This window comes from Catenovulum agarivorans DS-2 (genome assembly GCF_000568405.1).
Classification (GTDB): domain Bacteria; phylum Pseudomonadota; class Gammaproteobacteria; order Enterobacterales; family Alteromonadaceae; genus Catenovulum; species Catenovulum agarivorans_A.
On record NZ_ARZY01000007.1, the window covers coordinates 90052 to 102591 of the forward strand.

General features: G+C 40.1%; 11 protein-coding genes. 2 read left to right on the forward strand and 9 right to left on the reverse strand.

Annotation, left to right across the window (positions count from 1 at the left end):
• Nucleotides 1–54: 54 nt before the first annotated feature.
• The 5 genes from DS2_RS05785 to DS2_RS05805 all read right to left on the reverse strand — a co-directional run bounded on the left by DS2_RS05785 (nucleotide 55) and on the right by DS2_RS05805 (nucleotide 6092).
• Nucleotides 55–612 carry a YqgE/AlgH family protein gene (locus DS2_RS05785; RefSeq protein ID WP_035013717.1) on the reverse strand — a complete coding sequence of 186 codons (558 nt, stop codon included), beginning with the start codon at nucleotides 610–612 and terminating at the stop codon, nucleotides 55–57.
• Nucleotides 613–697: 85 nt separating this feature from the next.
• Complete coding sequence (locus DS2_RS05790; RefSeq protein WP_035013718.1) at nucleotides 698–1615, reverse strand: LysR substrate-binding domain-containing protein; 918 nt, start codon at nucleotides 1613–1615, stop codon at nucleotides 698–700.
• A 72-nt stretch (nucleotides 1616–1687) separates the two neighbouring features.
• Complete coding sequence (locus tag DS2_RS19690) at nucleotides 1688–3016, reverse strand: response regulator (protein WP_051479652.1); 1329 nt, start codon at nucleotides 3014–3016, stop codon at nucleotides 1688–1690.
• Nucleotides 3017–3349, reverse strand: coding sequence for an Hpt domain-containing protein (locus DS2_RS05800; RefSeq protein ID WP_035013719.1), 333 nt, complete (start codon nucleotides 3347–3349; stop codon nucleotides 3017–3019).
• The gene (locus tag DS2_RS05805) at nucleotides 3342–6092 is read right to left on the reverse strand and encodes an ATP-binding protein (RefSeq protein WP_035013720.1); all 2751 of its coding nucleotides are present in this window, start codon (nucleotides 6090–6092) and stop codon (nucleotides 3342–3344) included. Before DS2_RS05805 ends, DS2_RS05800 begins: the two co-directional genes overlap by 8 nt.
• 247 nt (nucleotides 6093–6339) lie before the next feature.
• Here DS2_RS05805 and DS2_RS05810 point away from each other — a divergent pair, with 247 nt between their 5' ends.
• Entirely contained in the window at nucleotides 6340–8061 is a 1722-nt protein-coding gene (locus tag DS2_RS05810; RefSeq protein ID WP_035013721.1) for a putative bifunctional diguanylate cyclase/phosphodiesterase, read from the forward strand.
• Between the two features lie 30 nt (nucleotides 8062–8091).
• On the forward strand, nucleotides 8092–10143 hold the full coding sequence (locus tag DS2_RS05815; protein WP_051479653.1) for an ATP-binding protein: 2052 nt from the start codon (nucleotides 8092–8094) through the stop codon (nucleotides 10141–10143).
• An 18-nt stretch (nucleotides 10144–10161) separates the two neighbouring features.
• Here DS2_RS05815 and gloA read toward each other — a convergent pair whose 3' ends face one another.
• The 4 genes from gloA to rsxG are packed head-to-tail and all read right to left on the reverse strand — an operon-like array spanning nucleotide 10162 to nucleotide 12536.
• On the reverse strand, nucleotides 10162–10560 hold the full coding sequence (gloA, locus tag DS2_RS05820) for a lactoylglutathione lyase (RefSeq protein ID WP_035013723.1): 399 nt from the start codon (nucleotides 10558–10560) through the stop codon (nucleotides 10162–10164).
• An 8-nt stretch (nucleotides 10561–10568) separates the two neighbouring features.
• Complete coding sequence (gene nth, locus DS2_RS05825) at nucleotides 10569–11204, reverse strand: endonuclease III (RefSeq protein WP_035013724.1); 636 nt, start codon at nucleotides 11202–11204, stop codon at nucleotides 10569–10571.
• A gap of 16 nt (nucleotides 11205–11220) precedes the next feature.
• Nucleotides 11221–11916: an electron transport complex subunit E gene (locus tag DS2_RS05830; protein WP_035013725.1), complete on the reverse strand. Its 696-nt coding sequence runs from the start codon at nucleotides 11914–11916 to the stop codon at nucleotides 11221–11223.
• Nucleotides 11913–12536 (reverse strand): electron transport complex subunit RsxG, encoded by a 624-nt coding sequence (rsxG, locus tag DS2_RS05835; RefSeq protein WP_035013726.1) that lies wholly within the window; start codon nucleotides 12534–12536, stop codon nucleotides 11913–11915. Before rsxG ends, DS2_RS05830 begins: the two co-directional genes overlap by 4 nt.
• Nucleotides 12537–12540 lie beyond the last annotated feature (4 nt).

The window sequence follows — 12540 nt, forward strand, 5'->3', positions numbered from 1 at the left end:
CTTAATAATTCTACTGTTGCAAACTAAGAGGCTAGTTTAACAAATATCCTCTCGTTATGCGTGTCCAACTTGGTTGCTAATTTGCCATGTGGCTATGCCGAGCACTTCGGCAGCGCGTTGCCAGCGTAAATGAATTGGCGTTGAATATATCAGCTCTGCATCAGCAGGTATGGTCAACCAGGCATTATCTAAAAGTTCTTGTTCTAATTGGCCTTTTTCCCAGCCTGCGTAACCAAGACAAATCATATAATCATCTGGCTGGTGTTCTGTGCCAATTGACTCTAACAAATCTCTTGACGTTGTTATCATGATATCTGGGGCGAGTTGCATTGAGCTTTGCCATTGCGCTTGAGGTTTATGTAACACAAAACCTCGTTCAGGACTGACGGGACCACCAGCATAAACAGGGATATCGCCGTTAATTTGTTTGTTATCTAGCGGAACTTTAATTTGATTGAGTAAATCAGTGACTCTCATCTCGAGTGGTTGGTTTATAACAATCCCCATAGCACCATTTTCGTTGTGCTCACAAATATAAGTGACACTGCGTTCAAAGTATCCATCTTCAAGTGATGGCATCGCAATTAGGATTTGGTTCTGCAGGTTTTTCATTTCCACTCTTATAGTTAACGTTGAAAGAAATCTCCTTAATTATGGTCGATGATCAGAAATTTTGCAGCACCCTCAACTAGAAAAATTATTTGATTGGTGTTACGTCTGTTAAGTTTGTCAAACTTGTTCGTTGGCTAATTTCGAAAAATGACTTGATATAGCCTAAGTTTTTTTGTCTTTGTTTGACCGCAGCAAATAATTTACTGGTTAGACCTTGTTGGCCAATTTTTACCGTTTCGACTAATCCCTGTTGTTGATATTCGGTGACGGCCCAAGACGGTAAAACAGCAACTCCTAAATTTGCAGTGACCATTTGTAAAATCATTAGAGTTTGGTCGACTTTTTTAACGTGTTTAGGTTGGCAGTTTGCTGGGTGCAAAACATATTTGTATATGTCTAACCGAGCGGGTTCAACTGGGTAGGTTAATAATGTCTGTTGGGTTAAGTCAGTAGCATCAATGTAAGATTTATTTGCTAATGGGTGATCCGGTGCGGTGACCAATACCATTTCAAAGCTAAATAAAGGCTCAAAGTAAAACTCATCAGACTCAAAGGTATCAGCTGTTATAACTAAATCAAGTTCACCTTCGGTTAAACCTGGTAGTGCGTCAAACATATATTCATTGTTGAATGACAGTTCTATCATTGGCCAACGTTTGTGAAATTGGCTAATGGCTGGCATTAACCACTGAAAACAACTATGACATTCAATCGCTAAACGCAGTTGCCCTTTGCTTTGGGTACGCAAGTCTTGTATACGGGTTTCTGTATCTTGCACCAATGGCAAAATTTGTTCTGCCAGTTGCAGAATCAGTTCGCCTTCTGGGGTAAATTTTACAGGTTGAGTTTTGCGAACATATATTGGATGACGGATACGTGCTTCTAACTCTTTAAGTTGATGAGAAAGGGCGGAGCTAGTGGTATGCAGCCAATTTGCCGCTTTTGCGAGAGAGCCTGTATGAGCAAGCGCACGAATGGTCTTTAAATGTTTTATTTCTAACATGAATTTAATTCAACAAAATAGAAGCGGTATTGCGATATTTTCATTGTAAAGCGCGCATAGCCAGATGCAATATCATGCACCTTCTTTTTTCGCGCGCATTTCTTTTTTACTTAGTGCTTCTTCGACTGCTTCGATGATTTTTTCTTTGCTAGATGGTTTCATTATGTAGCCATTGATGCCCGATGATACCCACTTCATCACCAAGTCTTTGTTTTTGTTGCCAGTTAACGCCAAAATGGGCAAATCTTTTTTACCCATACGTTTTCTAAATTGTTTAGTCGCGTTTAAGCCATCTAGCTCAGGCATAAATAAATCCATTAGAATTAGATCAAACTTAATTTTGGCGGATGTTTTTATTGCTTCCATGCCATTACCAGCTTCGACGACTTCGTATCCACCCCCGGTTAGAATCTTTTTGATCATGTCTCGGTAGATATGATTGTCTTCAACGACTAGAATTTTTTTCGGTTTAGGTTTTTCGACGGATTCGACAGCGCCTTCATCACCTAACAAAATGTCCTCGTTTAATAGGGCTTGCTCCGCGAGTAAACGTGCAGCCTCTTCATCTTGTTGCTCGGCTGCTTGCTCTAATAGTGCATCCGACGGCGGGGAATCCGATTCTGCTTCTAGTGCTGTTTCATCCTCCATTGGGATATCTTTAATGAATTTGCATTCTGGCGTGACAGACTTTTTCAACGCTTTGTTATGCACTTGATTAGACTTTTTCTGTTTGGTGAGGTTTTCGATAAAAGCTTGTAAACTTTTATGTACTTCATCTTCGATTTGTGAAATGAGTGGCGATAATACTTCGGTTACATCTTCACCGCCACCAGTACCTGTGTTAACTAAAGCAGTACGACAGTTTTTAATACTATTTTGAATACTGTCCTGAAAACTATTGGCTTCGTCGATGAGCTCATCGATGTCGGTATCCAGCGCATTAATATAGCTATCGTTTAAGGTGGTTGCTTCTTGTTGTATATCTAACATTTTTGTTAGATTGTTAAGAATAGATTTTAATCTAAATTTTTCATATATAGGGCGAGAAACAAAATAGTCGTAAAATGTACCTTTTGCACATACGGCGTACGCTAAACCAGCTTCTTTGTTGCCGCACAAAAGTACAACCTGGTGAGGGTAGGTTAGTAGGTTATGTTCTTTGACTAAGCTGACATAAAAAGCGATGCTTTCTTTTACTGAGTTGAGCTCTAGTAATAATATTTTTGGCTGAAATTCTTTAATTGCCTCAATCGCTTTTTCACCTTCTTTAAAAGCTCTAAAATCTTCCATATGTTGCGAGACGATGACCGCCGCACCACTTTCTAAATCAACAGAATGAATGAGTAATATTTGTGGGTGTCGGCTTGCCAATGCACTTTTGACCGAGCTTTTGCCTGCCATTTACCTAAACTCCTTTTTTAAATCTCGTATATCTGTTTGCAGCTGAGTGATATGCTGTTTTAGTTCAGCTCTTTGTTCGGCAAGGGCGCTATCTTCTATCGCTTGTAGTCGATTAGCACAGCGCAGAGCGCCCACTGCTTTGGCTGAGGTTTTTAAATAATGCGCCGCTTCTTTGACAGCTGTTTTGTCATTTTTATTAAAGGCGGCGGCAATTTCGCGCAAACTAGGCACACATTGTTTTAAGAATTCAGATTTATACTCTTGAATACTTTGCTGGTCATCGCCGATTAAACTGGTGAGCACGTTTGGATCATATACAGGTACATCACTCATGCCATTTCTCCACAATTGCTTTTAATTTATGTGTTTCGATTGGTTTGGGTAAAAAGTCATTCATACCCGATTGAATACACTTCTCTTTATCGCCAGTCATAGCTGCGCCTGTTATTGCAATTATAGGTGTAGTTTGCAAACCTTGCGATGTTTCATACTCTCGAATATTTTTGGCCATACTATAACCATCCATTACTGGCATGTGACAATCCGTTAAAATGAGTTTATAGCTGTTTTGAGTAAATAGGTTTAAGCCATTGCGCCCATCGTGGGCCAAGTCTGCATTCAGGCCTAACACTGCTAATTGTTTTAGCAATAACTTTTGATTAAGTGGATTATCTTCAACCAATAGTATGCTGGCTTTTTCTGGTGCGGTAGAGTTTGTTGCTCTGTGATTTTCGGCTTGTGAAGATGAATCTGTACCCAAGTCGACACGCTCAAAAGCATAACGTGTCATTGGATCACTGGCGATTATTTTTAACTCTGGCCATGTTTTCCATAACGGGGTTCTCAGTGTTCGAGGGCAGACCAATAAGATTTGAGCCGTGCAAAACTCTTGTAAAGCTTGATCTATATTTCGTTGAATATCGATAAGTTGATGCGTTTGATTGGCTAATATCAGCACGATATCTGCTTGGGTTGCTTTATCGACTCTTTCTGCCCCAAGCTGTTCTAAACGCTCACTTATCCACGCCAGTTGACTATCAGAGGCTGATAGGTTCTGCATATAGACTAGTTGACCAAACAACATAGAAACATCGGCCAGTTGTTCCGTTTCCCAAAGCGGCAAGCGAATGGTAAATTTCGAGTATTCGCCAACTTGGCTATCTACTTGTATTTGACCACCCATTAATTCGCATAAACGTCCACATATGGCTAATCCTAGACCTGTGCCACCGTATTTTCGAGTGGTCGATGCTTCTGCTTGAGTAAAAGGTGAGAATAATTTATCTATGGTTTTGGCGGTCATGCCAATGCCATTATCTCGCACACTAAAAATGACGGATTTTTGCGAGCTAAACGACTGGCTTTCATCAATTGATACCTGAATATGGACATGGCCAGCTTTCTGTTCGCCACCACAAAATTTAATTGCATTTGAAACAAAATTAATCAAAATTTGCCTCAGTCGCACTGGGTCTGTGTTGACCCAGTTGGGAATTGAATTGCTTTCTTCTACGGTTAGTTTGACGTTTTTATTGTCGGCAATAGATAAAAACATATTAACTACATTATCTATGGTTTCAGAGATGGAGACATTGGTTGACTCCAATTGCATTTTACCCGCTTCAATTTTGTTGAGGTCTAAGATGTCATTCAAAATATCCACTAGATTTAGCGCAGAGGTTTTAGCAGTATGAATCAAATCAAGTTGTTCTGAATTGAGCTGTGAGCGTTCTACTAAGTCGAGTGCACCAATGACACCATTCATTGGAGTGCGGATTTCATGGCTCATCATAGCTAAAAAATTCGATTTAGCGATACTACCTGATTCCGCTAAGTCTCTAGCTTTTATTAATTCTTTAGTGCGTTGTTTTACCGTACGTTCAAGTGCTTCATTGAGCTCTTTTATTTTTTGACTGGCAATGCGCTCTGCAGAATTATCATGGCATATGCCGTCTATTCGTTTAACATTGCCCATAATATCTTTAGTGACATTGCCTTTAATGACAACAAAGTGAATCCCTAAGTCTCCTAGGTCAACTTTTACCTCACAATCAATATTGGCATTGCCATTGGTGGCGTTTCTAAACTGGTCTATCAGTTTTTTCTTATCGTCGTTTTGCACATTGTTGAGCAAGTCCGCTAACTTGCCTTGATATGTTGCACCTAAGTTCATTATCGCTGCGACATTACTATCCCAGGTCCACAGATCGTCTAAACTAGTGCCTGACCAAACACCGATACCGCTGGTCTCAAGTGCAAGCTTTTTGGTATTTTCTGACTCTAATATCGAGTTGAGCATTTCTTTTTGTTCAGTACATTCAAATACACTTCCGCACATTCTAAGTGGTAAACCTTGCTCATTAGATATAGATTCACCTCTAATTGTGTACCAGCGATAAGTTTTATTTAAGTCAGCAATACGGCAGTCAAAATTGAGCCTGATGTTATGATATAGGTTGCCTAAAAACATTTGTTCAAATGTCACTTGGTCATCTGGATGTATGCGATTAAATACAGTACGCCAAGTCGTCTCGCGGAAACTGCGTAATGACAGGATATCTTTAGCGGTTTGTGAAAAAAACACAAATTGGTTGTCTAGAATGTGCTGGAAACAATCGCTTTCATCCATGACCCTAGGTTCGTCAATAAATCGAATGTCCCATACGCCAATTAATGTTGCATCGGCGGCTATTTGATAACTGTTGGTTAAATGCGTGGCTATTGCAATCGGTGATGAGGTAAAACTGACACACAATATCGTCTGGCCATTGAGCTGGGTTGGGAAACAGCTAATGTCCCAAACACCGCACGTTGGGATTTCGGTTGGCGGTAATACTGCATGGCGGGTAAACTGCCAACTCGCATGGCGTAGTTTCTCAAATGTTTCTTTACCAATTAAATGCAGTAAGATATTTTGTGATTTATTGGTTTTGCATAACTTTTCGAGCCTTTCTAACAGTTTGTCAGACTGAATGTCAGGCAGATCTGCAATTAGGCTACCATCTTGAGCAAATAGGAAATTGTAGTTTTCTTGTTGTTCAAAGTTATAGTTTGTTGCCAATATCATTTCAGACATGAATAAACATCTCAATAACCAGCGGAATCTGATTTGATCTCTGTTTGCAATTTCCTTAATGAATCGTGCCCAGTAGCTAGCTAAGCGCAAACGTCCTTAGTTTGCAGGGTTAAAGTACCTTAGGCTTAAGTGTAGTAGAGAAATATCAGACCGCAACAACACTTTTTTACTTACGAAATTTGCTAAATATTAGATTATGTCAAACAATTAACGGGTCAATTTTTATCTATTAAGGTCTGGTTATGGTATGAGGGTGCTGTTAGTTAATCATTTTTACCAACAAGCAAAAGCTCTGCTTGAACAGCTATCCTTTGACTTAAAAGATACTTCTATCGTGGTCGTGAATGACGGTGAGCAGGCTATTAACCATATGACCCGGACCCATTTTGATATCGTCATTTTGCCTTTAGTTTTACCCGATCTTGATATCTTAACCCTCGTTGATATGACTCAAAGTAAGCTTGCAGGAGGCACTGCATTTATAGCTGTGACTGAAAATGTTAGCGATAGTTTGATCAATAAATGTTTGACGCGTGGAATTGATGAAATAGTTAGTGCCGAGCAGCTGAACAAAACCCTATTGTACAAAGTGTATGCTAGAACTGTTTCTCGGCTAGGGTTATATCAAGCGTTAAATATGCAATCGCAAGATATTAAACACGTAACCCGTACTGACAAATTGACAGGTTTAAAGAACCGCGATTTCTTTTTAACTTCGTTAAAAGCTTTGTTGCAGCGAGCTCATCGAGAACAAGTAAAAGCCAGTTTAATCTTAATTGACGTCGATAATTTTAAATCATGTAACGACTATTATGGCCATTATGTTGGTGACTTGTACTTACAAAAAGCAGCCAAGGAGTTGCTCAAGGTCTGCCGAGATGATGATTTAGTGTGTTATTTTGGTGGAGATGAATTTGCAATTCTAGCGAATGACCTTGATACAGGTACAGCTTTGTTTAACTTCGCGAATCGATTGCAAAAAGTTTTCTCTAGCCCAATTGAGTGTTTAGGGCACAAGCTTGAGTTAGGCGCAAGTATCGGTGTGGCGATGTTTCCCGACAGCGCTGCAGATGATAAAGAGCTGCTAAAAGCTGCTGAAATTGCAATGTATAAAGCCAAACAAGCGGGAAAAAATAAATTCTATTTTTACTCCAAGTTATTGCACGAGCAATTAGAAGAGCAGTTGGAGGTGGAAAACTCACTGTTGGACGGCATCAAAAACAATGAGTTTAGGCTGTTTTATCAACCACAATTAGCAGTGAATCCGACTCGAGTTGTAGGTGCTGAGGCGCTTATTCGTTGGTATCACCCCACTTTAGGGCTGTTGTCCCCCGACCGGTTTATTCCATTTGCCGAAACATCAGGAAAAATTATTCAGTTAGGGCAATGGGTTATTCAACAAGCCTGTAGTCAATTAGTGTTATGGCGACGAAATAATGTGGTTTCGGAAGAGTTTCGGGTATCCATCAACATTTCTGCAGTGCAGCTAGCTGATGAAACTTTCACAGACCGGTTTTTTGATTGCTTGCGACAATTTTCATTGCCGCCAAATGTGATTGAGCTAGAAATTGTGGAAAGTGTGTTAATTCACGATATGGAGCTTGTGCGTAATACGATTGCTGAATTAGTCGATGCGGGTGTTGGTTTTGCCGTTGATGATTTTGGCACAGGTTACTCTTCTCTTGCTTATTTACGTGATTTGCCCGTGACCACATTAAAAGTGGATCGCTCTTTTGTAATTGGTTTACCGAGCGATGTGAAAGGTTGTAATCTGCTAAAAGCGCTTATTTCTATGGCATCTAGCCTAGAAATGAACGTTGTCGTCGAGGGTGTAGAAACACTAGAGCAGGCATCTCTATGTGAGAAGTACAAGGCGCAAGTGTTGCAAGGCTATTATTTTTCTAAACCCATTGGTGATTTAACTGACTTTGAATCATTTTGCCGCAGTTTGCAAAAATCAGAGCTATAAATTTGTTATATATCTTAGGTTGTACAACTTATGAAAATTCAACGTGCAACAAGCATTAGAAACAAGCTTTACTTAACTCAAACCATTTTGCTATTTGTCTGTATTGGCATTCCGAGTGCAGCATTTTTGATTTTTTATGCGCAAGAGCCATCTAAAGCAGCTCAGCAGTTGATTGAAGTGGTATTTTACAGTTTTCTTGCCGCATTAGTTTTGGGAATATGGCTGTCACTATTTTTAGTAAAGCATATTTTAAGTCCGCTATATAAGGTGACCAAAGGTGCCGAACGTATCACTCAGGGCCATATTGATCACAAAATTGAATTGCAACGGGATGATGAGTTTGGCCGCTTAGCCGATTCTGTTAATCGACTGACAACTGCGTTAATTAGTGCGAACCAATCGCTTGAGCAGAAAGTACATGAAAAAACAGCTGAACTAGAGGAATTAAACAGTAACTTAGAGCAAATTGTTGAAATTCGCACAGAAGAAATGCAACAAGCAATTGAGCGGGCAAAACAAGCGAGTACAGCTAAGTCTGATTTTTTAGCTATGATGAGTCACGAAATTCGTACGCCGATGAATGGAATAGTCGCTTCGTTAGATTTACTTAAACACACTCAAATAAATTACGAGCAAATGGATCTTGTTGATACGGCCAAGTCATCTGCGCTGAATTTAGTTGCGATACTCAATGATATTTTGGATATCAGTAAAATTGAGGCTGGTAAGTTTGAATTAGAGCAAACCGAATTTTTATTGTCAGAAACCCTGGATAGCGTAGTTAAAACCTTTGTTCCATCCACCTTGGAGCTTGGACTTATTTTTGAAGTTCGCGAGCAAAGTGATATGCCGGATAAAATGATTGGAGATCCGGTTCGTATACGCCAAGTCCTGTTTAATATTGTTGGCAATGCGATAAAATTTACCGCAAAACAAACCAGCCGGGTCGGCAAAATAGTGGTTGATGTATCGATAGAAGACGAAAGCGACACTAACTACACACTTGCGTTTAGAATTAAAGATAATGGTATTGGTATACACAAAGATGTGCAGGCTAAATTGTTTCAACCATTTAAACAGGCTGAAAAATCGACTAGTCGAAAATTTGGTGGCACTGGCTTAGGTTTGGCAATTTGTAAGAAACTCGTAGAGATGATGCATGGTGACATTACCTTAACCTCAAAAGAAGGTGAGGGCACAGAATTTTGCATTTACTTAAATTTAGGCAAGGTAGAAGCTTTAGATGAAGATTTACCGCCTTTATTTGGGCGTGAATTGCACTTTATTGAATGTAATCCATATTTACAAAAATTGGCGCGTAGGTTGGTTGATTATGCCGAAAGTGAAGGTGGTGAAGCGTATTGTCATGATTGGCAAGCCATAGCCCAGTCAGACCAATTGGCAACTATGGCCGGGTCGGTTATTTTAATGTTGGGGGAAATTGAACCTTATCAACACATATTAAGTGCATTTGAGCAATTACCTTGCCCTGATGGTTATAAAATGGTCGCAGTTGAACGCAATGATTTAGAACATTTACGCAATTTGCACCCGACCATGCCTGCATTACCGATTAAGCCTTTAACCAAGTTCCAATTTATTAAGTACGTGATGGCTGAAGAACAAGCCGATGAATTGTTGCAATCTGATACTAGCATTCAAACTGCAGTGCAAACCCAAGACCTCGACCAAAAGCTTAATGTTGGCGATGAAGAGGTTTTATTAGTCGAAGATAACCCTCTTAATCAGAAGTTGATAAAAAAGCAGCTTAAAGTCCTTGGCGTTGACCCAGCCGTTGCAAATGATGGCTATGAGGGGTTACAAGCATTTAAAAATCACAGTTATAAGTTAGTTATTACAGATTGCCATATGCCTAATTTAAGTGGCTACGACATGGTGCATTTGATTCGACAGTACGAGAATGAGCAAGGTTTAACACCAACGCCCATTGTTGCTTTAACGGGCGCGGCGATGGCTGGTGACAAAGAGAAGTGTTTGAAAGTAGGTATGAATGACTTTTTGTCAAAACCTGTCCAAACCGATGAACTAAAAAAGGTCGTCAACCAGCATTTATCAGATTAAAGCAATGGCCTTTTAGCGTTACAGTTTATTATCTGATTTCTTTTGAATAAGCTCTAACGCGTAGTTGTCTGGGTCACGGACAAAAGCGATTTCTGTTGTGCCACCCTTAACTGGACCCGGTTCACGCGAAATTGTACCACCTGCTTTGCGGATTTTCTCACAAGCTTGGTATACATCATCCACTTCAATAGCAATATGGCCGTAGGCTGTTCCTAAATCGTACTCGCTAACACCCCAGTTATAGGTTAATTCAATCACAGCTTGTTCTGACTCGTCAGCGTACCCGATAAAAGCTAACGTGTATTTGTATTCAGGGTTGTCATGTTTACGCAAAAGCTTCATGCCCATCACTTGAGTATAAAACTCGATTGATTTATCTAAGTCAGCGACACGTAACATGGTGTGGAGAATTCTCATATCTAATCCTATATTTCTGTCTTTTCTTTAAATTCGCACAGGTCCTCGATAATACATGAACCACAACGAGGTTTACGTGCTACGCAGGTATAACGGCCATGTAATATTAACCAGTGATGAACGTCAACTTTAAACTCTTTTGGTACAACTTTAAGTAACTTTTGTTCGACTTGGTCAACGTTTTTGCCCATCGCAAATTTAGTGCGGTTAGAAACTCTAAATATGTGGGTATCAACAGCTATGGTTGGCCAGCCAAAAGCGGTGTTCAATACAACATTGGCAGTTTTGCGGCCAACGCCTGGTAAAGCTTCTAAAGCTTCTCGACTCTGGGGTACTTGGCTGTTGTGTTTTTCGACCAGCATCTTGCACGCTTTCATAACATTTTCTGCTTTGCTGTTATACAAGCCAATGGTTTTTATGTAGCTTTTGAGTCCGTCTAAACCCAATTCAATAATTTTCTCTGGTGTATTAGCAACAGGGAAGAGTTTACGTGTCGCTTTATTTACGCCAACATCGGTCGCTTGCGCTGACAGAGTAACTGCAACCAGTAATTCAAACGGGGTTGAAAATTCCAGCTCAGTGGTTGGGTTTGGATTAGCGTCACGCAGACGCTGGAGTATTTCTAAACGTTTTTGTTTATTCATCTTAGCTGTTATCGTTTTACTCTGTGGTCACTCTTGCTCTTTCAATCGTTTGTTGTTGGCGTTCACCAATCACGAGCTGTTCAATGCGTTTATCAAATTTGTTTTTTACCGCTATTATCAAGCCCATAATAATAAATGCGCCTGGGGGTAAAATTGCAAGTAGAAAACTTTGTTCAGGGGTAAACAAATGGATGGTCCATTCTGCTGCAACATCTCCAAACAACTGTTCAGCACCTTGAAAAATGGTGCCATTGCCTAGAATTTCTCGAACAGCGCCTAATATAACCAGTACCAATAAAAAGCCGCTGCCCATCATTAATCCGTCGAATGCAGCAAAAGGGACTGAGTTTTTTGATGCGAATGCCTCGGCTCGACCAATAATGGCGCAATTAGTTACAATGAGTGGGATAAATATCCCAAGTGTCTGATACAACTGATATGTATAGGCGTTCATCAGTAATTGAACCATAGTAACTAAGGATGCTATGACCATTACAAATACAGGAATGCGGATTTCATTGGGGATCCAGTTTCTAACGATAGATACTGTTACATTTGAGCCGACTAAAACAAATAAGGTCGCTAAGCCTAAACCGATTGCATTAACAACTGTATTGGTCACAGCTAATAGTGGACACAAACCAAGCATTTGAACCAATGCGGGATTATTTTTCCATAACCCTTGCCAGCTGATTTCTTGGTATTGGTTCATTGTTGATCTCCACATTCAAGTCCGGGCTGAAAAAGTGATTGGTCTTTTGCCCACTCCAAGGTATTTTTCACAGCAGCAACAACAGCACGAGGGGTAATGGTTGCACCTGTAAACGCGTCAAACATGCCTCCGTCATTGCGAACTGCCCAATTTTTTTCATTTTGTTCGGTTAAAGACAGCCCTGAAAAATGAGTTATCCAATTTGATTTTTTCAGTTCGATTTTATCACCTAACCCAGGCGTTTCATTATGTTTGACCGTTCTAACACCTAGCACTTTGTATTTGCTGTCCAGTGCGACCAATAAATCTATTCGGCCATTGTAGCCATTTGGTGCAATTGACTCGATGACTGTGGCTACTGGAGTTTGCTCTAATCTAGCTCGAAACACTCGAATCGTTTGTCCGTTTGTGTCTTGTTTAATGATACAGTCTTGGGCAATCGCATTATTATACAAATCAGCGGGTACCAGCTGATTTATCGTTTGCTGAATTGCATTTTCTTGAGCTTGCGCGATGGTATCTTTAGTGAGTAAGTGCGTTAAAGCCACTAAGCCAGTTGTGACCAAAGCAAATGCCGCCAAAATTAAACTCGCTTTACTAATTGGGTTAATGTTAATCATGCTA

Excerpts from the sequence above, each read along its gene's own strand:
- DS2_RS05785 (WP_035013717.1), bottom strand. The coding sequence starts at position 612 with ATGAAAAACCTGCAGAACCAAATCCTAATTGCGATGCCATCACTTGAA.
- DS2_RS05790 (WP_035013718.1), bottom strand. The coding sequence starts at position 1,615 with ATGTTAGAAATAAAACATTTAAAGACCATTCGTGCGCTTGCTCATACA.
- DS2_RS19690 (WP_051479652.1), bottom strand. The coding sequence starts at position 3,016 with ATGGCAGGCAAAAGCTCGGTCAAAAGTGCATTGGCAAGCCGACACCCA.
- DS2_RS05800 (WP_035013719.1), bottom strand. The coding sequence starts at position 3,349 with ATGAGTGATGTACCTGTATATGATCCAAACGTGCTCACCAGTTTAATC.
- DS2_RS05805 (WP_035013720.1), bottom strand. The coding sequence starts at position 6,092 with ATGTCTGAAATGATATTGGCAACAAACTATAACTTTGAACAACAAGAA.
- DS2_RS05810 (WP_035013721.1), top strand. The coding sequence starts at position 6,340 with ATGAGGGTGCTGTTAGTTAATCATTTTTACCAACAAGCAAAAGCTCTG.
- DS2_RS05815 (WP_051479653.1), top strand. The coding sequence starts at position 8,092 with ATGAAAATTCAACGTGCAACAAGCATTAGAAACAAGCTTTACTTAACT.
- gloA (WP_035013723.1), bottom strand. The coding sequence starts at position 10,560 with ATGAGAATTCTCCACACCATGTTACGTGTCGCTGACTTAGATAAATCA.
- nth (WP_035013724.1), bottom strand. The coding sequence starts at position 11,204 with ATGAATAAACAAAAACGTTTAGAAATACTCCAGCGTCTGCGTGACGCT.
- DS2_RS05830 (WP_035013725.1), bottom strand. The coding sequence starts at position 11,916 with ATGAACCAATACCAAGAAATCAGCTGGCAAGGGTTATGGAAAAATAAT.
- rsxG (WP_035013726.1), bottom strand. The coding sequence starts at position 12,536 with ATGATTAACATTAACCCAATTAGTAAAGCGAGTTTAATTTTGGCGGCA.